The sequence below is a fragment of the Pseudomonas sp. TKO26 genome (assembly GCF_003225665.1).
Lineage (GTDB): Bacteria > Pseudomonadota > Gammaproteobacteria > Pseudomonadales > Pseudomonadaceae > Aquipseudomonas > Aquipseudomonas saponiphila.
Map to the genome: position 1 here is coordinate 94,288 of NZ_QKLN01000038.1, position 24,539 is coordinate 118,826.

18 protein-coding genes are annotated in these 24,539 nt (G+C 59.1%); 11 read left to right on the plus strand and 7 right to left on the minus strand.

Going from position 1 to position 24,539, the window contains the following annotated elements:
• Positions 1 to 20 precede the first annotated feature (20 nt).
• From DNK59_RS27420 to DNK59_RS27470, 11 genes are all read left to right on the plus strand, one after another.
• Entirely contained in the window at positions 21 to 1,547 is a 1,527-nt protein-coding gene (locus tag DNK59_RS27420; RefSeq protein WP_110725225.1) for a glycosyltransferase family 2 protein, read from the plus strand.
• A 74-nt stretch (positions 1,548 to 1,621) separates the two neighbouring features.
• Positions 1,622 to 2,392: a glucose-1-phosphate cytidylyltransferase gene (rfbF, locus tag DNK59_RS27425; RefSeq protein WP_110725226.1), complete on the plus strand. Its 771-nt coding sequence runs from the start codon at positions 1,622 to 1,624 to the stop codon at positions 2,390 to 2,392.
• A complete protein-coding gene (rfbG, locus tag DNK59_RS27430) occupies positions 2,386 to 3,468 on the plus strand; it encodes a CDP-glucose 4,6-dehydratase (protein ID WP_146249946.1) in 1,083 nt (360 codons plus the stop codon). The genes rfbF and rfbG overlap by 7 nt, the downstream gene beginning before the upstream one ends.
• Positions 3,469 to 3,485: 17 nt before the next feature.
• Positions 3,486 to 4,802: a lipopolysaccharide biosynthesis protein RfbH gene (gene rfbH / locus DNK59_RS27435; RefSeq protein ID WP_110725278.1), complete on the plus strand. Its 1,317-nt coding sequence runs from the start codon at positions 3,486 to 3,488 to the stop codon at positions 4,800 to 4,802.
• A gap of 11 nt (positions 4,803 to 4,813) precedes the next feature.
• A complete protein-coding gene (locus DNK59_RS27440; RefSeq protein ID WP_158288766.1) occupies positions 4,814 to 5,617 on the plus strand; it encodes an ABC transporter permease in 804 nt (267 codons plus the stop codon).
• 3 nt (positions 5,618 to 5,620) lie between these two features.
• Positions 5,621 to 6,370, plus strand: coding sequence for an ABC transporter ATP-binding protein (locus DNK59_RS27445; RefSeq protein ID WP_110725228.1), 750 nt, complete (start codon positions 5,621 to 5,623; stop codon positions 6,368 to 6,370).
• Positions 6,351 to 8,135 (plus strand): thiamine pyrophosphate-binding protein, encoded by a 1,785-nt coding sequence (locus tag DNK59_RS27450; protein WP_110725229.1) that lies wholly within the window; start codon positions 6,351 to 6,353, stop codon positions 8,133 to 8,135. Before DNK59_RS27445 ends, DNK59_RS27450 begins: the two co-directional genes overlap by 20 nt.
• A gap of 975 nt (positions 8,136 to 9,110) precedes the next feature.
• Positions 9,111 to 10,286 (plus strand): diguanylate cyclase, encoded by a 1,176-nt coding sequence (locus DNK59_RS27455; protein WP_110725230.1) that lies wholly within the window; start codon positions 9,111 to 9,113, stop codon positions 10,284 to 10,286.
• 180 nt (positions 10,287 to 10,466) lie between these two features.
• On the plus strand, positions 10,467 to 10,838 hold the full coding sequence (locus DNK59_RS27460) for a CHAP domain-containing protein (protein ID WP_110725231.1): 372 nt from the start codon (positions 10,467 to 10,469) through the stop codon (positions 10,836 to 10,838).
• Positions 10,839 to 10,848: 10 nt separating this feature from the next.
• The gene (locus DNK59_RS27465) at positions 10,849 to 11,304 is read left to right on the plus strand and encodes a DUF3828 domain-containing protein (RefSeq protein WP_110725232.1); all 456 of its coding nucleotides are present in this window, start codon (positions 10,849 to 10,851) and stop codon (positions 11,302 to 11,304) included.
• Between the two features lie 138 nt (positions 11,305 to 11,442).
• Positions 11,443 to 12,525 (plus strand): alpha/beta hydrolase, encoded by a 1,083-nt coding sequence (locus DNK59_RS27470; RefSeq protein ID WP_110725233.1) that lies wholly within the window; start codon positions 11,443 to 11,445, stop codon positions 12,523 to 12,525.
• Positions 12,526 to 12,565: 40 nt separating this feature from the next.
• Here the strand turns inward: DNK59_RS27470 and nirK are convergent, their stop codons facing one another.
• The 7 genes from nirK to DNK59_RS27505 all read right to left on the minus strand — a co-directional run bounded on the left by nirK (position 12,566) and on the right by DNK59_RS27505 (position 23,997).
• Positions 12,566 to 13,657: a copper-containing nitrite reductase gene (nirK, locus tag DNK59_RS27475; protein WP_110725279.1), complete on the minus strand. Its 1,092-nt coding sequence runs from the start codon at positions 13,655 to 13,657 to the stop codon at positions 12,566 to 12,568.
• Positions 13,658 to 13,770: 113 nt separating this feature from the next.
• Positions 13,771 to 14,589 (minus strand): YfaP family protein, encoded by an 819-nt coding sequence (locus DNK59_RS27480; RefSeq protein WP_110725234.1) that lies wholly within the window; start codon positions 14,587 to 14,589, stop codon positions 13,771 to 13,773.
• 3 nt (positions 14,590 to 14,592) lie between these two features.
• Positions 14,593 to 16,236 (minus strand): DUF2300 domain-containing protein, encoded by a 1,644-nt coding sequence (locus DNK59_RS27485; protein WP_110725235.1) that lies wholly within the window; start codon positions 16,234 to 16,236, stop codon positions 14,593 to 14,595.
• 1 nt (position 16,237) lies between these two features.
• Positions 16,238 to 20,815, minus strand: a complete 4,578-nt coding sequence (locus DNK59_RS27490) for an alpha-2-macroglobulin (RefSeq protein WP_110725236.1) — start codon at positions 20,813 to 20,815, stop codon at positions 16,238 to 16,240.
• Complete coding sequence (locus DNK59_RS27495; protein ID WP_110725237.1) at positions 20,812 to 21,471, minus strand: DUF1175 domain-containing protein; 660 nt, start codon at positions 21,469 to 21,471, stop codon at positions 20,812 to 20,814. Before DNK59_RS27495 ends, DNK59_RS27490 begins: the two co-directional genes overlap by 4 nt.
• Positions 21,456 to 23,168 carry a DUF2138 domain-containing protein gene (locus DNK59_RS27500; RefSeq protein ID WP_110725238.1) on the minus strand — a complete coding sequence of 571 codons (1,713 nt, stop codon included), beginning with the start codon at positions 23,166 to 23,168 and terminating at the stop codon, positions 21,456 to 21,458. The genes DNK59_RS27495 and DNK59_RS27500 overlap by 16 nt, the downstream gene beginning before the upstream one ends.
• A gap of 37 nt (positions 23,169 to 23,205) precedes the next feature.
• Complete coding sequence (locus tag DNK59_RS27505) at positions 23,206 to 23,997, minus strand: YfaP family protein (protein WP_092309533.1); 792 nt, start codon at positions 23,995 to 23,997, stop codon at positions 23,206 to 23,208.
• Between the last annotated feature and the right edge of the window lie 542 nt (positions 23,998 to 24,539).

A 24,539-nucleotide genomic window follows, 5' to 3' on the forward strand; every position in this document is an offset into this window, starting at 1 on the left:
AACCTGCTAGGACAAAAATTATGAATAGTACTTTGCCTGACGGACCAGCATTGACTATCTGCATTCCCACTTATAACCGTGGTAAGCGGGTACATGCACTGGTACTTTTCCTGAAGCAAAATCTCCTTCCTTTAACTAAGGAAGTTGAAATCATTGTAGTTAACAACTGCTCGACCGATAAAACTCGGGAGATGATTGAACCATTGACAGGCGACTCGATTACATTGGTCAACCGGGCAGAATTCCTTGATACAGCCGAACTGAATATGTTTTGCTCTTTAGAACTATGCAATGGTGAGTTCGTCTGGTATCACGGGGATGATGATATTCCTGCTATTGATACTATTTTGAGCGTCATTGCTATGATTCGACAGGATGCTGCGGATCTTTACGTATTCAACTCTCCGGTAATAGACGACGAAGGTGTCATTCTTAGCCGACATATGGCGAACATGAGAACATCTCATTTAGATGTATCCGGCAACTCATTGCTTGAGACCGCCGGTTTTGTATTCATGCTAGCAGGAATTTCTAACGTAATATTTCGCCGAAAGAGTGCAAATATAGAAACCGCATGGGAAGCAAATTCAATCCAACCACTATATGGACACGTGTGCTGGTTCCTCGCATGTTTTGGACAACTAAGATCTAGAATCGTCAATAGACCTTTAGTTTATTATCGCAACTCAGAGCCATCTCAACAAGTAGCACACTTCAAGAAAGTAGCTCATCATAAAAATGTTGGCGACCACCACTTCTGGGGTATTGGGGTAGCACTGCAGCTTAAGTGGCTAGTGGATCGCAGCGTGATTTCTGCATCAACTCTACCAAGAATATTTGAGGGGCGCCGTGACGGTACGCGCTTCAAGTTACTAAATGAAGTAATTCATAAAATCTACACCCAAACCATTGATTCGATCGTGCAAAATGAGGAGCGCTTTTGCATTAACCAGCAAACGTTCAATGAGGTTCGAAACTTCCTCGTCTCGTGCGACCTTTTTGCTTACGACCTATTTGAGCCCATTGAAAAGCTAAACGAGATTGCAATGGGACAACGCTCCCGCCAAGAACTCGAGAGTCTGAAAAGAAATTTCGAACGATTACTCAGCCTGCATAGTTTAGATATTTATCGTAATAATTGGCAGGGCGAGCGAAGCGGCTATCAAATTTACCGCATGGCCTGTCACTGGGTAGCTGTCAGGCCTGAAATAGAGGGCGGAATAATTAATGCACTATCTATTATCGACCTTGAAGAGCAGGCGCCGTTACTACTCATAGACGATGACTTTGAAACATTGGTATCTCGGGCTGCTGCACACGCAAAAGAATATATTCCCACTCCTCCCCCTCAAGCTAGTCAGTCATTTGCCGGACTGGAGCGATTGGGCCAGCAGCACATTGACCTGATGCACCGTGTTGCCCACGAGTATGCACATTCAGTCCAAATTCATCGTCAAGCGACATTGCTGGGCCGCAAAATATCTCGGCTATTTAGCTATACCATTGAAAAACTCGTAAGCTTCGGTAGACGCCTACTCGCAATGTAACTTATCTACTTACCGGGCTGTGCTACGACACAAACACCCGAAAAATTTTAATTGAAATGACGCAGGAGCAAACAATGAAGGCAGTGATTTTAGCCGGAGGGCTAGGCAGCCGTTTGAGTGAGGAGACGAGCTCGCGACCAAAGCCTATGGTTGAGGTGGGAGGCCGTCCAATCCTTTGGCACATAATGAAAATTTACTCTCATTATGGAGTGAATGACTTCGTGATTTGCCTAGGTTACAAGGGTTACGTTATCAAAGAGTACTTTGCCAATTACTTCTTGCATATGTCGGATGTCACTTTCGACATGACGAAAAACAAGATGGAAGTTCATCAGAACAACGCCGAGCCATGGCGTGTAACCCTCGTCGATACAGGCGCTGAATCCCAGACGGGTGGTAGACTACGTCGTGTGCGTAAGTATTTGGAGCCGGGCGAGGACTTCTGTTTTACCTATGGCGACGGCGTTGCCGATGTCGACATAAGCAAACTCGTGGCCTTCCACAAAGCCCACGGTAAAAAAGCAACGGTAACTGCGACTCAGCCTCCAGGCCGTTTCGGTGCACTGAACATCAAAAATCACCATGTAGAAAGTTTTCGTGAGAAGCCACACGGTGATGATTCATGGATCAATGGCGGTTACTTCGTGCTCAAACCGGAAGTCATCGACCTGATCGAGTCCGACGGCACCATTTGGGAACGAGAGCCACTAGAAGCACTGGCTCGCGATCACCAACTACTGGCTTATGAGCACGGCGGCTTCTGGCAACCGATGGATACCCTACGAGAGAAACAACAGCTGGAGGACTTGTGGGAACGCAAGGTAGCCCCGTGGAAAGTATGGTGATAGATCAAACATTCTGGCAGGGAAAACGCGTATTTCTGACTGGGCATACCGGTTTCAAGGGCAGTTGGTTATCGTTGTGGCTGCAGGACATGGGCTCGATCGTTACGGGATTCGCCCTCGAACCGCAAACCAATCCGAGCTTGTTCGAAGTCGCATCAGTCGGCGAGCGCATGACCTCGATTATCGGAGACATTCGTGATGGCGCTGCGCTGGCTGCAGCAGTTGCCCAAGCGCAGCCGGAAATAATCCTGCACCTAGCGGCTCAGCCACTAGTACGTTATTCCTACGACGCGCCGGTTGAAACATTCAGTACCAATGTTATGGGCACTGTGCACCTACTGGAAGCCGTCCGTGCTTGCCCCAGCGTACGCTCCTGTGTTGTGGTCAGCTCCGACAAATGCTACGAGAATCGCGAATGGCCCTGGGGGTACCGTGAAAACGAAGCAATGGGCGGCTATGACCCTTACAGCGCAAGCAAGGGCTGCACTGAACTTGTGACGTCATCTTATCGCAGCTCATATTTCAACCCAGCCCACCATGCTAAACACAGCGTGGGGCTGGGTAGTGGTCGTGCGGGCAATGTTATTGGTGGCGGTGACTGGGCAGCCGACCGATTGGTCCCTGACTTACTGAGGGCATTCGAAAACAAAGAAGTTGCTATCATTCGAAACCCGGGAGCAATTCGTCCCTGGCAGCATGTGCTGGAGCCATTGTCCGGTTACCTGCTACTAGCCCAGCATCTATACGAGGATGGTGCACAGTTCGCCGAAGGCTGGAACTTCGGTCCTGTAGACTCCGATGCCCAACCAGTAAGCTGGATTGCCGATCATATAACCCAGTGCTGGGCCGACGGCGCTCAGTTCCGTATCGAGTCAAACGCTACAGCCCCGCACGAGGCAAATTACCTCAAGCTCGATTGCTCCAAGGCTCGCGCACGATTGTCTTGGACACCACGCTGGTCCCTCGCTCGAGCACTGGAAGAAGTCGTGGGCTGGCACCGAGAGTTTTTGGCCGGCAGCGACATGCGACAAGTATGTATTGATCAAATTTCGAGCTTTTCTCAAGCCCGACCATAATGAACACGGATTATCTGATGACCACCCAAGACGACCTCAGAAAACAGATTGACGATCTAGCCCAACAGTACTCAAAGACTGCCTTTGCGCGTCGTGAATTCATACCGGGCGTGACCGCCATTCCACCTGCTGGCAAGGTGATCGATGGCGCTGAAGTCGGCCTGATGATCCAAGCCTCACTGGATGGTTGGTTGACCACAGGTCGCTTCAATACTGAATTCGAAAAGCGCCTCAGTAAATTTCTCGGCGTCAAGCATGTTCTGACCACAAACTCTGGCTCGTCAGCCAACTTGCTTGCCTTCACCGCACTGACCTCTCCGACCCTAGGTAATCGCGCGATCAAGCCGGGTGACGAAGTAATCGGCGTAGCGGCGGGCTTTCCCACCACTGTCAACCCAATTATCCAGAATGGTGCAATTCCGGTATTCGTCGATGTCGATCTAGCTACCTACAATATCGATCCGGATCGGATCGAAGCGGCCATATCACCGAAGACCAAGGCGATTATGCTCGCCCACACACTTGGCAACCCTTACAATCTTCGTAAGATCCGCGAGCTCTGCGACAAGTACAAGCTGTGGTTAGTTGAAGATTGCTGTGATGCCTTGGGTTCTACCTACGATGGCAAGCTAGTTGGCACTTTTGGCGACATAGGTACGTTGAGCTTCTACCCTGCTCACCACATCACCATGGGAGAAGGCGGCGCAGTATTCACAAATAAGTCCAAGCTGCGACTTGCTGTCGAGTCAATCCGTGACTGGGGGCGCTCGTGCTTCTGTCCACCAGGCGAAGACAACACATGCAAGAAGCGTTTTTGCTGGCAACTAGGTGATTTGCCTTATGGTTACGATCACAAATACACCTACTCCCATCTCGGCTACAACCTCAAGATTACCGACATGCAGGCTGCTTGTGCTCTGGCCCAGATGGACAAATTGCCTTCTTTTATCGAGGCTCGCAAACAAAACTTCGCCTACCTGAAAGAGCGGCTTGCAAGCTGCGCAGAGTTTCTGATTCTTCCGGAGGCTACTGAGGGAGCTGAACCATCCTGGTTTGGATTCCCGATTACCTTGAAGGACGCAATTCCCTATCAACGTCTTGATCTATTGACCTACCTAGACGAGCACAAAATTGGGACACGTCTTCTATTCGCCGGGAATCTCCTACGCCAACCGTATATGATTGGCCGCGAATATCGAGTGTCAGGCACTCTAGAAAACACTGACCGGATCATGAGCAAGACTTTCTGGATTGGCGTCTGGCCTGGACTGACCACTGAAATGCTTGACTACGTCGTGAATCGTATTGAAACGTTTTTCGGCATCAACAAATAATAGGACGCACCTTGAGTAAGCGCTTTTCTAAACGAGTAAGTGAAGCCTGGGTTGATTTGCGCAGCGCATTGATTGCGACTGAGACCTGGATCTTTCTGGGAAGCCATGACATTAAGCAGCGGTATCGGCGGTCCGTATTAGGACCGCTGTGGATCACCCTGAGTACCGCCGTGTTGATCGGTGGTCTGGGCGTGATGTATGCAGGGCTATTCAAAATGGATGTCAATGACTACATCCCTTACCTTGCTGCTGGCATGATTACTTGGAGCTTCATGACACTTGTGGTCACCGAGAGTTGCTTCGTGTTCACAGGTGCGGAGGGCAGTATCAAGGCGGCCCGGATCCCGTTGTCGTCCTATGTACTAAGGCTGGTGTGGCGCAACATCCTTGTGTTTCTGCACAACGCGGTAGTATTGGTTGGAGTGGTGCTATGGTTCCTCCCATTCAACGCCATGAATTTGCTAATGGCTCTGGTCGGGTTGGCCGTGATCGGCGTGTTCCTATTCTGGCTTTCGCTGCTCGTAGGATTACTATGCGCGCGTTTCCGCGATATCCCGTTGATTGTTTCCAACGTGATGCAAGTAGTGTTCTTCATGACACCGATTATGTGGAAAGCTGATGTGCTGAACTCCAGAATGTGGATTGCCGAGCTGAATCCGTTCTATTACATGCTTGAATTGGTTCGTAACCCGTTACTGGGTCAACCATTGACATGGAGCATCTGGAGCAGTGTGGGTTTGGTTGTGCTCGCTACCGCCATTGTATCCTTTCTTTTTTTTGCGCGTTTTCGTACGCGCATTGTTTATTGGTTGTAACCCATGGCCCACATCATTGCTAAGGACCTGGTAGTCGAATTTCCGATTTACCAGGGGGCGCAGCGGTCGATGCGCAAAACGTTCCTCAAAGCGGCAACAGGCGGTAAGCTCGCTGGCGACGACTCACGCGTTACCGTACGTGCAGTCGACGGCGCCACTTTCTCGATCAACGACGGCGAACGAGTGGGTCTGCTGGGACACAATGGTTCAGGCAAGACTACATTGCTGCGTGCCTTGAGTGGTGTGTATGAGCCTGCCAGCGGCACTCTCGACATGGTCGGCTCAATTACCTCACTGCTGGATATATCCCAAGGCTTCGATCTCGATTCCAGCGGTCTCGAAAATATTACGCTTCGTGCAATTACCATGGGGCACTCGCCAAAACGGATCAAACCGCACATTGATGAAATATGCGATTTCTCTGGATTGGGCGATTATTTGAAACTGCCTGTTCGTACTTATTCGAGCGGGATGATGATGCGCTTGGCGTTTGCTATCTCAACCTCAGTCGACTCTGACATTTTGTTGATGGACGAATGGCTAAGTGTTGGCGACGATGACTTCAAGGAGCGAGCCACAGAACGACTCACCCATCTCTTCAACCGCGCAGCGATTGTCGTTATTGCCTCACATGACACTGCGCTACTTACGCGCACTTGTACGCGAATTCTGCACGTGGGGCACGGCAAGATCCTTCGCGAACAAACCGCTAAAGAGTTCACCGGGAGTGATAATGCAGAAAAAGTACAGTGATTGGATCAGCACTTGGCTGGCGGAAGCAGGCTACACCCACTGTTTCTTCGTGGCTGGCGGCAATATCATGCATCTGCTGGAAAGTATCAGCCATAACCTTACCTGTATCCCTGTGGTGCACGAAGTTGCGGCAGGTATCGCTGCGGAGTACTTCAACGCCACCAACTCTCAAGGCCATAAAGCCTTAGCGCTTGTAACAGCAGGGCCTGGTCTAACCAACATCGTCACAGCCTTGGCCGGGGCTTTTCTCGAAAGCCGTGAACTACTAGTCCTCGGCGGCCAAGTTAAGACAGCTGATTTAAGTCATGGTAAATTGCGCCAGCGCGGTATCCAAGAGATCGACGGTATTGCCATTGCCCGTCCTATTACGGTCGCAGCAGAGCGCCTGGATTCCCAAGTTTCCCGCGAGGCCTTTCTGGCGCTATGTGCAGCAACAGAACGCGGTCGTCCTGGCCCGGTCTTTATTGAACTGCCACTGGACGTGCAAGGCCGATTGATGAGCGCCGAAGAACTGCCAACTACGCCGGCATCCGCCATTATTGGTAAGCCAATACCTTTATCAGCTGGGGTTCGCACTGCCGACACCTCGCTCGACGAAGTTTTAGCTTTGCTGCGCGGCGCCCAGCGCCCAGCAGTGTTGATCGGTGGAGGCGTGAGCCGAGAAGCCGCCGCTATGTTGACAGCGGTAGCCGAACAACACTCACTACCTTTGTTCACCACCTGGAATGGCCTAGACCGTATCGCTGCAGACCATCCATGCTATTTCGGCCGGCCAAACACTTGGGGCCAGCGCTATTCCAATATTCTGCTCCAACAGGCCGATGTGATCCTGGCGTTGGGCACCCGGCTTGGCCTGCAGCAAACCGGTTTCAACTGGCAAGAGTTCGGACGTGGCGGCAAAGTTGTGCAGGTGGATTGCGATATTGCTGAGCTAACAAAGGGCCATCCCCGTGTCGATGTCCCGATCTGTGCCGATGTTAATCCCTGGCTCAAGGGTCTGGTTCCCAAGCTAGAGGGTCACTGGGACTCTTGGCATAACTATTGTCGCCAAGTTCAGGCTGCTTTGCCGCTGGTCGAAGAAAACAACACCCGCCAAGGCTATCAGTCTCCCTTCAAACTCGTGGAGCATCTATCGACTTTGCTCAACGCGGACGATGTAGTTGTGCCTTGCAGTAGCGGTGGAGCTTTCACTGTCATGATGCAAGTGTTTGCACAAAAGGCCGGCCAGCGGGTGGTTACCAACAAGGGCCTAGCCTCAATGGGCTATGGTTTAAGCGGCGCCATTGGCGCTGCATTTGCCAATCCTGGACAGCGCGTGGTGCTGGTCGAAGGTGACGGCGGTTTCGCTCAAAACCTTCAGGAAATCGGAACCATTGGCGTTAACCGCTTAAACGTGAAAATCTTCATCTTCGACGACTCGGGTTATGCATCTATTCGCTCCACTCAACGAAGCTACTTTGGTGGCCGCTATGTAGGTTGTGACATCGAAACAGGTTTGGGCTTGCCAAACTGGACAGCGTTGTTCACTGCTTACGGCATTCCGGTAGTGCATGTAGAGCCTGGCTTCGAAAACTCCCAAAACTTTATCTCGCAACTCGAGAGCGTCGGCCCAGGCGCCTTCATTGTAAAGGTAGATCCTGAACAGACCTATTTTCCAAAAATCACCAGCCGAGTCACTCCAACAGGTATGGCTTCCAACCCGTTGCATCAGATGTCACCTGAGCTGAATGAATCTTTAGCTAAGCAGGTTACGCGCTTTCTGTAAGAAACTTTTGGTTAACGGCGCTGCTACGTCGCTAGCGCCTTTATCCAAAGTCCGACGCACGGTCAGCAGTTTTGCGCCCCCTCACACAGTTTTTTTGGGGGGGGCAAGCAGTTAAGCATCAAAAATTCCGCTGTATACATATTCGTTGCAGACCCTCTGGCATTGCATCGCACCTCAACTACTAATGAAGTCCAGCCATAATTGGCAAACAGAATAAGATCTATATCGGTACTTTGGTGGCCTCTGTTCGCTAAAAAAATGGCGACTCAAATGTGTTTTAATGAAAATACTTATAATCACCAATGAAGTGAAACTTAGCGAGCGTTCATAGTTTTCTATAAGAGATCAGCAAGGTACAAGCAGAGAATTTATGGTCAGCGAACACACGAATACAATATGAAAAATAAAATCTGGCGACCAAATCTCGCACTACAGTAGGCAGTAAAATTTAAGAAGCCGGCCATAAGCCGTACCTAAAAGCTAGGTCGTGTACATCCCTACATCAGATGCAGACTCCACAGCGAGAGTCGTGAGCTTCCACGCACAGGCGATTTACAGATAGTGCCAGAACCCCTGTCATCACCATGATGTAAAAGACCTCCTCTGAATGCTATTGATACGAAAGTCCCTCCCCCCCTGAAGCTACCAGTTTGCTAGTACTACAGCCCCACAACCGCATACGGCTACGACATAAACGAATAATGAGCACTGTTGCACTCAAGCCAGACGATGAGCTCAAAGCTCTATGCCTGACGCCCCTTCATGTTCCTGGGCCTGATCATGCACGACTATCAGGGCAACGCGGTCTGTAGACCGTTTCAGTCCCTCTTTGAGCAACAGTACGCTTATTGCATGAGCGTCCAACAGGATTCAAAAGTTCTCGCTACAATCCGCCCCTTGATGGCAATTCGCCAACCTTGCGGCTACAGGCTTTGACGCCTCGCCCTAGAGACGACGTTAACCAAATCCCAGGACATGGCCCTGCACATCCCTACCCTGCTCGTAGTCTCGGTCTTCATTTTCTTTCTGATGAGCCTGCTGACCTTTCATGCCTGGCTGCGGGAAACCCGCGAGCGCCCGTTGGCCTATCTGGGCGGCATGATGCTCCTGGCCGCTGTGGGCATGGTGTTGGTGAGCTTGCGCGACCAGGGAGCGGATTACGTGCCCAAGGTGCTCGGCAACATGACCCTGTTGCTCAGCGCAGCCTTCAACTGGACGGCAATGCGCGTCTTCGCCGGGCGTTCGCCCTACCTGCCGGGCATGCTCGCCGGGGCCACGGTCTGGTTGGGCTTGTGCCTGGTTCCGTCCTTCTATCAATCAATGACGGTGCGAGTCTCGGTCTATTCGCTGCTGGTAGTCAGCTATGGCCTGCTGACAATGCTGGAGTTCTGGCGCAGCCGCCGCCACCTGGAAGTCGCCTATCTGCCCGCCCTGGCCCTGACCCTGTTGCACACCGGTTTCTACAGCATGCGCGCGGTTATTGATCAGGGCCTGGCCCTGGATCAGGCACTCCAAGGCTACGGCGCCGGGGTGCCGTTTTTCCCCTTCATGCTGTTCGAGTCGATGCTGTATGTGATCGGCATTGCCTACGTGACCTTGTCCATGGTCAAGGAGCAGGTCGAACTGCGCCTCAAGGCCGCGGCCTATTGTGACGCTCTGACCGGTATCGGCAATCGCCGGGCATTCATGGCCAAGGGTGAACGGATGCTGATCGAGTGCCGCCGTCGCGGCGAATCGGTGGCCTTGTTGTTGTGCGACCTGGATCACTTCAAGCGTTTGAACGATGCCTTCGGTCATCAGACCGGTGATCAGGCGCTGATCGCTTTCAGCCAGGTGCTGACGCAGACCCTGCGCAAGCAGGACGTGTTCGCTCGGATAGGCGGCGAAGAGTTCGCCTGCCTCCTGGCAACAGCCGATGAACAGACTGCCGTCCAAGTGGCCGAGCGAATCCGCGGGGGCTTTGCCCACCTGCCGCTCTTGGCACCGGGCCTGCTCAGCGTAAGCATTGGCGTGGTGAGCAGCCAAACCGCAGGGTATGAGTTGTCGCGCCTGCTCTCCCAGGCAGACGAGGCCTTGTATGGCGCCAAGGACCAAGGGCGCAATCGGGTACAGACAGTCAGGCGGGAGTTGCCAGAACAGCAGCTGAGCTGAGCAGTGTGAAGCACAGGCAAAGCGGCCGCTGCCGGACGAACATGAGCAAGCCCCCAGGAACCGGCGGCGTAACTGTGATCCACAGCCCAAAGCCCACTCACAAGGCACTTAGCCAGTATTTCCGCCAATGCCACGGCAAGAATAAAATCGCCGCTCTCAAGGACTCTCGGATGACAAGGAATGTGGAATAAACAAACCGCTATCAATCACCTGAACGCGCATGCCCACGCTGGCAGTACCGGCCGTTGCGCGGCCTACACCCGCCAGGCGATCGAAGCCGGTGGCGGAGGGGTGATTTTGCACAGGAAGCACTCGGCCAAGGATTTCGGCTCATCATTGACCTCTGCCGGCTTTATCGAGCAACCAGCCGGTCAGACGCCCGCAGCAGGCGATGTGGTGATCATCCAGCCGATTCCCGGGCACCCCCACGGCCATATGGCGATGTTCAACGGCTCACTCTGGGTGTCAGACTTCAAGCAGTTGCACGGTTTCTACCCAGGGCATTCCTATCGGGTGCAGAAGCCTGCCTACAAAATCTATCGCCATCCGTAAGGGGTCTTCCATGAGAATGCTGTTCCGCTCGCTGCTGGCCGCGGCCGCCGTCGCCCTGCATCAGCCACTGGCCCTGGCCGACTGCGCCAGCTCGCCCAAGCCTGTCACCCAGGCGTTCTACAGCTGGTACCTGCAAACCTTCAGCGAAGACAAGGACCCGATCACCGACAGCGTCCCGGAGATGAAGAAGTACGTCTCCGACTCGCTGATCGCCAAGATCAAGAAGCAGATGGCCAGCCCCGATGGCCTGGAAGAGGACTACTTCCTCAAGGCCCAGGACTACATGGATGAGTGGCTGACCCAGATCAAGGTCAGCGAGCCACAGATCCAGGGCTCCAGCGCCAAGGAGCAAGTGACCTTGGGCAGCACACCAGACACCACGCAGATCGTCGACGTGCGCATGATCAAGGACAAGGGCTGCTGGAAGATCGATGAAGTGCTTTCCACCACCGATCAGAGCGACTGAACGGCGACCTCTCCCCCCGCGGCAACACTGACAGCGGCGAATGCGCAGGTCGTCGAGGGAAGCGACCTGCCATGTTAAGCTGCGCGCCGTTTCGGCCCCCCGCCCGAGGCGTCTTCCACTGAAAAAGGACTCTCAGTCATGTCGTTGCCGGCCGCTGTACGCCTGCCGCTGTCGTTCCTCTGCCTATTTACCGCCCTCGGCCTCACCAGCGTCCGCGTCCACGCCGATGACCAGCAGGATGTCGCCAAAGGCCGCTGGCAAGGCCTTGCGGCCATGGCCAATCTGTACCTGGACGACGCCACGCCGGCTGATTTCATCGAAGCCGGCGACAACGAAAAGAGCCAGCACGACAACTACGCCGGCGCCCTTGCCTACTACCTGACCGCTGCACGTCTCGACCCGAAGAATGCCTACGCCTCTTACCAGGCGGCAGGCAGCCTGGCCGCCATGGACAAGAACCGGCGCGCCGCCGAGTTCCTCGATCAAGCCCGCGAGCGTGGCTTCTGGCAGTGGGTAATCCTCAAGGAAGACGACGAACTGCAATCCCTGCAACAGACCCCGGCCTACCAGAAGCTGCTGCAGGCCGCCGAGAAGAACTACCCGGCCAAGGCCAAGGACGCGGGCCTTGCAGCCTTCAGCATTCCCCAGGGCAAGGCCCCAAGCGAGGGCTGGCCGGTGGTGGTCTGGCTGTCGGGATTCGGCACCGAGGGCAGCGACGGCATCGATATGCGCGCCGACCTTGTGGGAGAGCAGGCCGTGCTGGTGGGTATCAACGGTACCCTCAAGCGCAACGAGCACCAGTTCATGTGGCACCAGCATTCGGTTGCTCCGACCCAGGAGGCGGTCAACGCGGCGTTGAAGACACTGGAAAAGCAGACCCGCATCGATCGCTCGCGCATCGTCCTGATGGGCTTTTCCCAAGGCGCCGAGCACGCCTCGCACCTGATCGCCGAATACCCGCAGCACTACAGCGGTGCCTTGCTGCTATCCCCCGGCGGCTACCGGATTCCTTTCGGCGAAACCCAGGCCCGGGACAAGCGCATCGTCATCGTCCATGGCGCCCAGGAGCACGAGAGCAACCAGAAACTCACTGCCACCACGCAGCAGGCCCTGGCCCCCGGCAACCAGGTCCAGAGCCATGAACATGCTGAAGGCCATACCTTCCAGGACGACTGGCGCCAGGCGTACCCGAGCTACCTGAAATTCGCCCTGAACCTCTGATGCTGCGGCCGGAACCCCGCCGCCACGGCGCGGCCCGAGGTCAAGGCTTGGCCGGAACAATGGGCCCCGGGGCTTTTACCTGTGTCATCAGGTCATCATCCCAGGTGCCTTCGACCTTGACCTGGGCCAGCGCCCCCAGCTCCATGGCCTCGATCAGGTTGTGGTTGAGGTACACGTAGGTGCCAGGCTGCTTGAAGGTGTAGAGCGCGGCCAGCGCCGAACCGCCGGGGATAAACCAGGTTTCCAGATTGCGCATCGGGGCATTGGCGAACTTGCCGGTGGTCCAGACCCAGTCGCCATGGCCGCCAATCAGGTGCGGACGACTGTCGCGGTTAGCCTGGGAATGGATGAACAGCACGCTTTCCCCGACCTTGGCGGTCAGCGCATTGGCTCCGGTCAGGGCTCCCACCCGGCCGTTGAACACCACATGGCTCGGAGTCAGCTTGCGCATCACTTCACGGGTGTCCTGGTAGCTGGAGGCCAGGTCCGGGTAGTCCTTGTAATGCCCGTCCTTATCCTTGGGGATGTACAGGTCGAACTCGCCGATGGTGTAGGCCCGGTCATAGCGCAAAGGCTTGCCGGCAGGGTCTTTCAAACCGTCGCGAGGCAGCACCATCAGGGTTCCGCTCATGCCCGAGACGACGTGCCAGGGCACCATTCCCGACGGCGCGCAGTGATAGACAAAGGTGCCGCTACGATCGGCCTTGAAACGCAGCACCACCTCCTGGCCCGGCACCACCTGGGTCAGCGCGGCCCCGCCCAGGGCACCGGTGGCGGCATGGAAGTCGATGTTGTGCGGCATGCTGTTGCTGGCCGGGTTGCTCAAGGTCAGTTCGACGTAGTCGCCCTCGTGCACCACCAGCGTCGGGCCGGGCATGGAGCCGTTGAAGGTCATGGCCTGCAGGGTGGTGCCCTGGTCGTCCACCACCATCTTTTTCTCTTCCACACTCATGCGGAACTGCACGACCTTGGGCGGTCCGCTGACCACCTGTTCATGGGCATGCACCTGGGGCGGCGCCACCAGATCCACCTTGACCCGCTGCAAGCCGTCGGCGCCCGCGGCCAACACCAGGCCGCAGGCACAGCTGCCGGCCACCACACAGCACTTCAACCACGATTGAAAAGCACCCATGTTGCGCATTTCCCTGCCTATGAATGGTGCTTCATTGCAAGGCAAACGCTGGGCGCTCGTATTGTCTCAGGGCAATGAAGCCATGCCCGGGCAGGCGCAGGGGTTGAGCTCGATCATGGATAGCTGAAACTGCGCACCAGGGTCAGTTCCCCGGGTGCCCGCATCGGCACGATGAAGGATTCGCTCTTCTCATCCGGCGTGCCTTCCTCGGTGATCACCGTGACCTGGGCCGTGGTCAGCGGCTGCACGGCGTTTTCCTGGCCGCCATCTTCGTCGTCATCACTGCGATAACCGCCACCGTAGTAGTTCACGTAGACCAGGTACTGGCCCTTGAGCGGCGCCGGCATGGAGAAAATCTCCGGGCCGTAGCCGGTGGTCACGTCCACGTCCAGGGTCGCGCCGTTGGGGGCCACGCGATCGCCATACCAGATGTGCGCGCCATCGGGGGTCACCAGGTGCAGGTCGAGGTCGGTGTTGTCGCTGTCCCAGGACAGCAGCACCCGCAACTTGGGCGGGGTCACGCCCCCACCGGTATTGAGAAACTGCACGCGCTTGCGTTGCTGACCGTCGGGGCTGCGCACCTCCACGCTGTTGCTGCCATTGGGAAATGAGTAAGGCCGGTCGAAGCCTCCTTGCTCGTCGAACTTGAGCGGCATGCTGACGCCGTTGACGATCAGCTTGCCCGGCTCTTTGCTCGCCTTGGGCGCGCCCTTGATCTGTCCGCGAATCCGCGCGCTATCGGCCTGGCCCTGGGGCGTGTTCACCGAGGAGGCCGGGTAGTTGACCTCCTGGATGTATTGCTCGCCATCGACGGCGCGGGTCCGCCAGCCACCTTTGGGGGTGTCGAGCCGAATGCCGCTATCGGCCAGGGCCATGGGCAGGCTGAACATTCCACAAAGGAACAGGAGGACCGGGGGAGCAGGAAGTTTCATGGCCTATTCCAATAAAAGATGACGGGCGAGCCCTTCGATGTAGGTTTCATCCTGGCCGTTGGGATGAGCTTCAAAGGCCAGGTGCAGGTATTCGTGAGTCAGGTCGAGGCGGTCTTGCAGCGAGAGCACGCCACGCACGTAGATGCGTTGCCGTTCACGGTCGACGTAGGGCCGGCCGAAGCTCAGGCGGCACACCGCGAACTGGCTGATTTCGTTGTAGCCAATCTCTTGCTCCAGCGGCTGGCGCCAGCGCCGACGCTGCTTCAGCAGCCAATCCTGGGCCGCCGGCAAGGGTTCGCAGGAGGCCACCGGGTTGTCCCAGCGGCTGAGGCTGGCGCGCGGATAGGCATGCAGCAGGATGGCGTCATAACGCTGGCCGGAGTTCGCTTGTTCCACGGCCTGCTGCCAGGACAGCTTGTCCGGCGCAATCAGGTCCGAGTGGTAGGTGACTTGCGTGCCAGCCAGCACCAGGTCACTGGTCCAGGCGGCGATGGCCCGCGCCTCGGCGGTGGCCGGACGCGGGGCGACCCGCTGGCGGTTGCTGCTGTCGTCGATGCTCAGGCATTCGCCACTGCGCCCGGCGTTCTGCAGCAGATAGGTACGGATCGCCACGGCCAGGGCCTTGGCGGCTTCCCGGGGTTCGCTGGAAGCCTCGCGCTGCAGCACCCGGGCCACGTATTCCTCGCGGTCCAGACGGGCCACCAGTTGCAGGGCCGAGGCGCCAGCTTGCAGGAAAAGCTCGCCGCCACTGTGGATATCCAATTGATTGCCATTGGCGAATTCCACCCGGTAATCCCCTTGCAGAGCGCCCGGCCTGGCCAACAGGCCGTTCTGGCTGACGCTTTTCAGCGGGTAGCGGGAAAACAGGCTGACTTCGACACAGCGGCCTTTATCCACAGGCGCTTTGTCCGGCAGCACCTGGTCCAGAACCTCGGCGTAATCCTTCAACACCCGCTGACTGGTGCCTCGTCCACCCACCCACAGCGGCGTGCCGTCCACCAGCCAACCGGCAAAACCGCCCTGGCGCGACTGCGGGTCCTGATCCGCCAGCCAGCTCCAGGTCTTGACCCGCAGGCGCCCACCCAAGGCTCCCAGCACGGTGCCATCGGAGGCGTTGAGCACCACATCCAGCAACACCCGGCGGGCCGTCTCCTGGGCCGGCAACTGCGCCAGCACCTGCAGCAGCTCCACCACCGGCACCCGGGTCTGCGGCTGCAGGCGGTCGAGATCGCGCAACCACTCCGGCGCATGGCGGGCTTGCCAGTACCGGCGCCAGTCAGCGCTGGACAGCTGCAAGCGCTGCGGCTCGAAGTACAACCCACAGGAACGGACCAGGGCCTGATCCCGGGCGATGCTGCCACCGGCCGTGCAGCAATAGACCTCATCCCTGGACTTGCCCTGGCAGGCATAGGCCGGCTCTTGCGCGCCGGTATCCACCAACCAGGCGTAGACAAAGAGCTTCCAGACACTGCCCAGGGGGGCCTGCAAATCCTGCGGCAACGGCTCGCGAGCCAGCACCTGGGTCTTGCTCAGGCTCACCAGCTCGCTGTCCGGGGCGGTTTTCCAGGCCAGGCGCAGAGGCTCGTCCTGGGCTGTCACCAGCCCAGGGAGTAGACACAGGCACAACCAGGCCCAACACCGCGTCATGTTATTTGACCGTGACCTGACCCAGTGCCGGTGTGCGTTCCCGAGCCTGATGCTCCGGTGCATAGACCTGGTAGAAACGTGCCGCAGGCAGGTTGAACTGGCCCTTCTGGGAGAAGCGGATCAAGTGCCGCAGACGCACTTCGCTGCTGTCGTTCAAGGCATCCAACGGCACCGCGTAGCTCATCTGCCCGGGTTCGAAGCGGGCCTTTTCCAGAGACGCCGCTTCCGTGCCCGCAGGACCGGCCAGCTTGATCCCCCAGGTGGTGCGCTCGACATCGGCACCCGGTGGCAACGGCACTTCCAGCATGCCGTACAGCAGCGGCCGCTTGCTCTGGTTGGCGATGATCACTTCGTCCAGATACAGGCCATCACTGGCGATCGGCTTGTTGCCCACCGGCTCCAGCTTGAAGGTGAAAGCCTCGTCGCCCGGCACCAGGCGCAACAGACGACGGGTGATGTTCACCGGCAATGGCGTGCCCGCCTCCTGCTGGCTCTGGTAGCTGAGAGAAGCGCGCAACGGCCGCTCCGGCAACGGATCCAGGGTCAACACCGCAGGCACCTGCGGGCCCTGCCACAGCCAGTAGCGTTCACCGCTGGCGCCCTGTTGCGCTTGCCAGCCCTGCCCCGGGTTCAGGGCCACGGCCGGTGCTGCCTGAGCCACGCTACGCTGCAGCCAGGTCAGGGCCAGGGCTCGGTCCAGAGTCGGTTGCGATGGCAGCAGGCGTTGCAGCAGGGTACGCGCCGTCGCTTGATCGAAGGGCTTCAAGGACAGGTTGATGGCCTGGGCGAACGGCTGCGAACTGAGGTCGAGCTGTTGCTGGGCCGCGTCCAACTGCGCCACGAAAGCCGCTGGCGGGGTGACCTTGGCATCCCGCGCCAGGGCCGCGGTCAACACCCGGGCACCAGCCAGACCAAGGGCCGAATCCGGATCCGCCATCACCAGGCTGTCGCTGCTGCCAGCGTCCACGCTGTCAGCCGGACCGCTGCCGACCTTGGCCAGATCGTCCATCAGGCCCCTGACCAGCGTGGCGATCGGCAGGTTCATCTCACGAGCAAAGGACAGGATCAGCGCCCGTTGCAGCAACGGCGTATTGCCAGCCTGCTTGGCATAGACCTCCAGCACCCGCTGCCAGTGCTCCGGCGGCAGGTTCAGGTCCATGACCTTGCTGGCATGCCAATCGGCGTAATAGGCGTAAGCGGTGAGGAAGGCATCGGCATCGGCGTCTTCGCCCCACCAGGTGAACGCGGCTTCCGGTCCGGCCATGTGCACCAGGCGCAGGCGGCTGTTCTGCATCATCAGGCGCAAGCGGTCGCGAACCTGCGGATTGCTGGCCAGCGCCGGGTAGGCAACGCTCAACGGCAGCAACTGGCTGGCGGTCTGTTCGACGCCGCCGTAAGGGTATTCCAGCAGGTCGTCCAGGGCCGAACGGAACAGCGCTTGCGGGCTGTCGTCCAGGCGCAGGCGGATCTCTGCGGCATCGGCTGGCAGGCCCAACGGTGTGCTGGTGCCGGCCACGTCCAGGCTCTGGGCCTGCACCGTCTGCCAACCGGCGGCGCTGCTCAGCAGGCGCACGGCCAGGGCATCCACGGTCTTGCCGCCTTGCACCAGCTCGGCGCTCCACTCACCGTTGCCCGGGGCAATGGCCGGCAGCGCCACGTAGTTGATGCCGCTGTTGAGAGTCAACGGCAAACGCTGGGACTCCCCGGCATAGCGCACCACCAGCTCGGCCTTGGCCGTCTGCTCGGACTGGCTGAAGACAAACAGCCCCAGGTCCGGCTTGTCGCCACTGCGGAAACGGGTCGGGCCGCTCCACTTCAGGTACAGGGGCTTTTCCGAGCGCACGAACTGCTTCTTCTGCCCCACCTGGCCGTCATCGGCGATGGCCCGGGCAGTGATGCGCCAGCGGGTCAGGGAGTCGGGCATGCGGAAGGTGAAACGCGCCTTGCCGCTGCCATCGGTCAACAGTTCCGGCTGCCAGGCAGCGGTATCGACGTCTTCGCGCCGTGGTCGCTCCAGTACCTTGACCCCGCGTTCACTGCGGTTGGCCTTGCCCGGTGCGGTGGGGCTGCCCGGCAGGGCCACGTCGTAGCTGATGAACGACAGGCTGGCGCTGGTGCGCACGTTGTTGCGCCGTGGGTGATAGAAGAACTGGTCGATGCTTGGCGCCACTTCCGGTTGCAGGGCGTAGACCATTTCGTCCACCACGCTGACCGTCAGGTGCGCCGGCACCGGTTTGCCGGCGAACTGGGTGGACAGGTCAACGGTGACCAGGTCACCCGGCTGGTACTTGTCCTTGTCGGTGTGGATGGCCACATCGATCTGCGGCGTCAGCACCTTGATCCCGGCGTTCTGGAAGCTGTACTCGCCGCCCTTGGTGTAGAGCACGGAGAAGGTCAGGTTCGGCGCAAAGTTGTCCTTCACCGGCACCCGGACGCGGTATTGAGTGGGGCTGAGCTTTTCCACCTTCAGCCAGTCAGCGCCCTTGGACAGCAGCGCCGTGGCCTCGACCTTGTCGCGCTCCAGCGACAGCAGCGCGTCGTTGATCGGCTCGGGGAAGGTGATCAGCGCCAGGGCTTCGTCACCGGCCTGGTATTCGGGCTTGTCGAGAACGATTTCCACGGTGCCCGGCACCGCTTTCACCCCTTCGCCGGTGACCGAGTGGCTGGTGCCGCCCAGGACCCGATCATGTTCGTCCTTCAGGGTCAGGTTGTAGGTGCCGGGACGCTCGAAGGCCAGGGCAAAGCCCTTGTCAGCTTCACCCAGCTTGCCTTCGCCGGTGGACTGGTCTTCCAGGCGCACCCAACTGTAGCGGCTGGGGGAAACCTTCTTGCCCTGCTCGCCGGTGTTCTGGTTGAGGTAGCTGAACTGCACCTTGTCGCCGGCGGCGCTGAAACGCTGCGGCGCACTCAGGCTGAAGCTTGCCGCGCCACGCTCGATGAGGATTTCCTTGGTGGTCTTGACCCGATAGGCCGCGCCGTCACTGGCGAACACGGTGAGCATATAGCGGCTCGGCTTGCTGGCCGCTGGCAGATCGAGGGTGGCATTGCCCTTGGCGTCGGTGGTCAGTTCGGCGCTGGTCAGTTCCACCGGGAACTGGCCCATGTACTGCAGCTCGTTGTCCACCATCGACAGTTGCTGGGCCCGCAGGCTCAGCTGCAGACGCGCATTGGCCACCGGCTTGCCGTCCGGATAGAGCAGCACCAGATTGCCCTTCACCGGCTCACCGGTCTTGAAATCCGCCTTGGCCAGGCTCAGGGAAATCTCGAAATGCGGCTTGATGTATTCGGCCACGCGGAAGGCACTGCTGTAGACCTGGTCCTTGTAGCCAAAACGCAATTCATAGCCACCGGCCACGGCGTTTTCCGGCAGTTGGAAGCGGCCTTGGGTGCCGGACTTGGCATCCAGGTTCAGGGTCAGGTTCTGCAGCGCGGTGCCAGCGGCATCCAGCACACTGACATTTACCGTCCCGGCCCCCGGCTGCACCGAATCCCGAGCGTTCTTGAATTCGCGACCGACGATCTTCAGCGATACCCAGTCGCCCGGGCGATACAGCGGCCGGTCGGTGAAGGCATAGAGCTTGGTGTCGTAGATCTCGCTGTCGTAATAGAAGTTCTCGGAGACGAACACCCCGCCTTCCTGGTCCTCGCCAATCACATAGGAGCGCTCGGGGCTGACGTGTTTCAGGCGCACCAGGCCCTGTTCATCGGTGGCGCCGCTGTTCATAACGCCGAGGCCGTCGGTCCACAGTACGTTGACCTTGGGCACGGAGTTGCCTTCATGCTTGCCCGCGGCCCAGACCAGCAACTCGTCGCCGGCGATCTTGCTCACCGCCACGGTGTTGGAAACAAAGACCATGGTGGTGGCGCGGTACTTGCCCACCAGGGCTTCCACCAGGTACAGGCCTGGCTTGAGTTGCCCCAGCGGGATATAGACGTTGCCCGGCGCAACATTGATGAACTGGCTGGAGGAACCGGACAGGTCAACCCCGGCCGGCGGCTGGATCGGCTTGGCCTGCCACAGCGGATAACGGAACTGGGTCACCAGCGGCAGCCCCGGGATCAGGGCGAACTGCGGCTGGGCGTCATAGGGGGTAGGCGCCAGCATGGAGTTGCCGACCTTCAATTCCGGCACCTCCTCGGTCACCTGCTTGCGCGACTCGTAGGAGAACGCCCGCTGCATCACCCGACGGGATTTGCGATACCAGTTGTCCCACAGGTAGGCCAGGGTGTTGGACAGGCCCTCGCCCTTGAACTGGCCGTCGCTGACCACCCGGTGCAGGTTTTTCTGCCGCTTGAGGAAGTCCAGCGGCTGGTTGATCCGGTACACCCGGATGTCGGCACCGCCGTAGGGTTCCATGCGAAAGCGCCGGTAATCCCGGCCCGGGGCCTCAAGGCGCACCATGGCCTGCTCGTCGCTGGCAAAGCTGCTGTCGGCCAGCAGGAAGAAACTCTCGCCGGAGACCGCCGCGTAATCGCTGGACGGCACCGAGTCTTCGGCATTGACCAGGCTCGCGGGGGCCACGAGGGTCAGAACAACAGTCAGTCGAAACAGAAAACGCCACATACGCGATTCGCTCATTGGGTGAGGAAGTTCAGTCGATAGATGCCGATGAAGTTGGGGTTGGCGGGGTCGGGTATCCATCGGGTGTCCTTCCATGTCATCAGTTGCTGCACGCTGGCCGAGCGCATGCCGTTGTCGGTGGGGGTGGTGGTGCCGGTGTGATAGGCGATGTTGCGGCCCATCCAGATCATCAGGTGCTGGTCGTCGCCCTGGTCGAAGAACAGCAGGTCGCCGGGGCGCGCCTGGCCCAGGTCACGACTGACCAGATGGCTGTTGAACTGGATCAGCTTGATCGCATTGACGTAGGGCCCGGTCTGGCCGTCGCCCTGCTGCCACTGCTGGGCCAGGCCACGCTGCCCCTCGCTCAATTGCAGCTCTGGCGGCAGGTAGCGATTGGACAGGCCGTTGGCCCGCAGCCACTTGCTGTCGTGGACCTTGAGCGCTTCGTTGGCGGCAAAGCGCACCAGCCCGGCGCAGTCCTGCTGATACCAGCGCGGGCTCGGCCCCTGGCTCAGTTGCTCCTGGGCAATGCGCACGAACCAGGCACGAAACACCTGGGACTGCTGCACGTCCAGCGGCGGCGCCTGGGTCGCGCCCACGGCATGGCTCAGCAACAGGGCCAACAGGCCGAGGCTGGACAGACTCTTGCGCCATGCACTCACAGCGCGCGCCATTGCAGGGGCAGCCATTGCCAGTGGCCGTTGGGTTCGCTGCCTTCAGGCAGGGTCAGGGCGTACTTGCCATAACCGCCGAGGCTGCGCAGCTTGGGCACCAGGTAGGTTTGCGCGGCGTTGTTGAACACCGGCTCCATGTCCTGGGGCAGGCTGTCGAAGGTTTCCTGCTGGATCAACTGCGCCAGGGATTGCGGCCCCAGGTACACCGGCATCAGCGCATCCTTGGGCACCACGTCGGCCAGGGGCGGGAAGCGCTTGTCCAGGGTGCCCAGGGCCTTGGTCACCAGCTTGTCGTCCAGGGAGAACACCAGGGTCGAACCGTGGCGGGCCAGGCTGACCTGCATGAAGGCGCGGCCGGTGATGGCTTGCGGGTCCTTGGCCTCCTTGGCCGGGTACTGGCCGAAGTTGGAACTGACCTGGCGCTGCCACTGGTGCACCTCGCCATTGTGCTGCTCGACCACCGGGAACAGGCGCTCCGGCACCTTGCTTTCCCGGGCCCCGACCATGGAACCGAACAGCTTGCCCAGCTCTGCATCGAGCTTGGTGTTGTCCTTGTCCTTGAGGCTGGCCACCAGCAGCGGCGTGTACAGCCGCGAGTCGGCGTACCAGCACAGGCCAGCGGTGCCGGCCATGTGTTCGGTGAGGGTGGTGGCCACCGCTTCTTCGGCGCCGAGCTTGACCAGCAGCGGCTTCTGCTGCTGCGCCGCCAGGGGCAGCGCCACGCAGGCACTGGCGCCCATGGGCATGGCCTGCCAGATCGGCTTGAAGTCGAAGTCCGGCTGGTTGTCCTGCTCTTGCAGGGCCAGGTAGCTGTGCCAGCCCTTGTCGTCCATGTCGAAACGCAGGCCGGCGAAGTTGGGGATGAAGCGCTGGTAACCCATGGCCAGGACACCGGCGTTGACCGCCAGCCGCTGCTGCACCTCGGGCTTGCGCGCCTCCAGGCCGAACGCCTCGGGGAACAGCTTGTCACCGTTGAGCAGCGCCTCCAGGGCCGCCGTGGAGACGGCGCCGTGTTCATCGTCGGCACCTTGGCTCAGGTCGTACAGTTTGCCCGGGTTGGACAACACCACCAGCTTGTCACCGTGGGAGGCGAACGCCAGGGACTTGCCGGCGTTGTAGTTCAGTTGGTACAGCGTCACCGCATCGCCGCCGACCTTGAGCTCGGCCAGCTTGCTCAGTTGCGTATCGTCCAGGGCGACCTTGGCCAGGGGCTCCAGCAGCTTGGCCAGCCCGCCGCGGTCCATCACCAGCAGGAAATCCTTGAGGCGCCCGTCGGCACCGCGCCACAACGCCACATCCGCCGGCTGGTCGAACAGTTGCTCGATCAGGTTGTCCTGCAGTTTCAGGTCATGCTCGTAGATGATCCGCCGCAGACTGCCGATCAGGCCCAGGCGGTCGGCATGGGCCTGGTAATAGAAGACGAAGTCCTCGGTCAGGGTGTCCTTGAGGAAAGGCACCGCCAGCAGATCCTTGGGCAGTTGCGTCAGGGAATGGGTTTCCAGCAGGCCGTCAGGGCGACTCAGGCCCAGCTTGTCGCCAGCCAGTTCCGCCACCGAGGTCTTGGGCTTGCAGCCCACGCCCGCGATGGCGGCCGCCACCAGGCACAGGCCCGCCACCAGAGCCGGCCAGCGCCGTTTGCTGCCGGAGTGTTCAGGACCGGGCACGCCGGCCGCCGGGGATGCGGTGTTTTCGCTCATGATTCACAAAGCCCAATTCATCCGTGGTGCGGGATGTTCAATAGTTGAAAGACTTGACCAGCAACAGGTCGCCGATGGCCCGCATGGGCACGATAAAGGTCTCGCGTTTCTCATCGACGGTGTTTTCGTTAAGGATCAGGTTGATCTGCGAGGTGATCACCTCGTTCTGATTGCTGCCTTCGTCGAAGTTGTACCCGCCGCTGCCAAAGTTGCCCCAGTAGTTGACGTAGATCAGATAGGTGCCCCGCAGCGGCGCGGTCATGGTGAACATTTCCGGGCCCGGGCCGTCGACGCCGTCCGGGTCCAGGCCGCCGCCATTGGTCAGGCCGGGATGGCCGAAGAACGCATGCTGGCCATCGGGGGTAATGATGTGCATGTCCAGCTCGGCCTTGGGATCGTCCCAGCCCAGCACCACGCGGATTCGCGGCGGCGTCTTGTTCTGATTGGCTTCGTAGAACTGCACGCGCTTGAGGGACTTGCCCTCGGAGCTGCGCACTTCGACGCTGTTGGAACCGGCACCGAACGCGTAAGGGCGGGCGAAGCGACCCTGTTCGTCGGTGTACAGATTCAGCGGGTTGCCGTTGACCGACAGGCTGTGGGGCTGGCGCAAATGGCCGATGGCCTTGAGCTGGCCCTCGATCAGGGTGCGATTGCGCTGGATGCCGCGATCGATGGGTGGCGTCGGATAGGCCACACGGTCCTGCTCGGTACGGTCCAGCAAGCCGGAATAGCGCCAGCCGGCCAGGGGTTCCTGCAGCTCGGCGGAGGGCTCGGCGAGCACCGTGCCGGCCAGCAGCAAGGTCAGCAGAAGGGAGGAGAAAACGCGCATGTACTGCGTCCTGCCATGCATGGGAAAACCCTGGCGCCAGATCCTCGGCGCGGCTGCAAACATTCGGAAAACGGCCCAGCGAGTGCGGGCGTCGGAAAGGCCGCAGATTAGCGATTTGCCGTCTGTTACACAATTGCCGGACCGGGATTTTGCACGGCAATCGACACCCTGCTGAAACCCGCTGGGCAAATGCCATTACGGCGACATTACACACGCCGAAAAAGGTGGCTTTCAGCCACTATTTACGCTTTCCGCCGCTCGACAAGAAACAGCCTTAGTTCAAGTACGAATCTGCCCCGCAGGATCCGCCTCTCCGGCACTCGCAAGGGTCTTGCCGCCAATCGCCGACAGCCCCCGATCGCCCCGGCGGCGAGCGCTCTGGAATGCCTGTTGCGCCCATCACCCCTGGCGGCCTGGTGCCATCGCGCATTCCCTCAGGGAATGACCCCATACCCATTAGTCGATTGCTACTGCACGCCGCTCAACGCTTATCTAGGACCGTCGCAGCGCTGCACTGCGGCGCCCTGCAACTGCGGCCTCGC

Coding starts and splice junctions, on each gene's coding strand:
- DNK59_RS27420 (WP_110725225.1), top strand. CDS start 21: ATGAATAGTACTTTGCCTGACGGACCAGCATTGACTATCTGCATTCCC.
- rfbF (WP_110725226.1), top strand. CDS start 1,622: ATGAAGGCAGTGATTTTAGCCGGAGGGCTAGGCAGCCGTTTGAGTGAG.
- DNK59_RS27505 (WP_092309533.1), bottom strand. CDS start 23,997: ATGCGCGTTTTCTCCTCCCTTCTGCTGACCTTGCTGCTGGCCGGCACG.
- rfbH (WP_110725278.1), top strand. CDS start 3,486: ATGACCACCCAAGACGACCTCAGAAAACAGATTGACGATCTAGCCCAA.
- DNK59_RS27445 (WP_110725228.1), top strand. CDS start 5,621: ATGGCCCACATCATTGCTAAGGACCTGGTAGTCGAATTTCCGATTTAC.
- DNK59_RS27480 (WP_110725234.1), bottom strand. CDS start 14,589: ATGAAACTTCCTGCTCCCCCGGTCCTCCTGTTCCTTTGTGGAATGTTC.
- DNK59_RS27500 (WP_110725238.1), bottom strand. CDS start 23,168: ATGAGCGAAAACACCGCATCCCCGGCGGCCGGCGTGCCCGGTCCTGAA.
- rfbG (WP_146249946.1), top strand. CDS start 2,386: ATGGTGATAGATCAAACATTCTGGCAGGGAAAACGCGTATTTCTGACT.
- DNK59_RS27465 (WP_110725232.1), top strand. CDS start 10,849: ATGAGAATGCTGTTCCGCTCGCTGCTGGCCGCGGCCGCCGTCGCCCTG.
- DNK59_RS27460 (WP_110725231.1), top strand. CDS start 10,467: ATGTGGAATAAACAAACCGCTATCAATCACCTGAACGCGCATGCCCAC.
- nirK (WP_110725279.1), bottom strand. CDS start 13,657: ATGGGTGCTTTTCAATCGTGGTTGAAGTGCTGTGTGGTGGCCGGCAGC.
- DNK59_RS27450 (WP_110725229.1), top strand. CDS start 6,351: ATGCAGAAAAAGTACAGTGATTGGATCAGCACTTGGCTGGCGGAAGCA.
- DNK59_RS27490 (WP_110725236.1), bottom strand. CDS start 20,815: ATGAGCGAATCGCGTATGTGGCGTTTTCTGTTTCGACTGACTGTTGTT.
- DNK59_RS27455 (WP_110725230.1), top strand. CDS start 9,111: ATGGCCCTGCACATCCCTACCCTGCTCGTAGTCTCGGTCTTCATTTTC.
- DNK59_RS27470 (WP_110725233.1), top strand. CDS start 11,443: ATGTCGTTGCCGGCCGCTGTACGCCTGCCGCTGTCGTTCCTCTGCCTA.
- DNK59_RS27495 (WP_110725237.1), bottom strand. CDS start 21,471: ATGGCGCGCGCTGTGAGTGCATGGCGCAAGAGTCTGTCCAGCCTCGGC.
- DNK59_RS27485 (WP_110725235.1), bottom strand. CDS start 16,236: ATGACGCGGTGTTGGGCCTGGTTGTGCCTGTGTCTACTCCCTGGGCTG.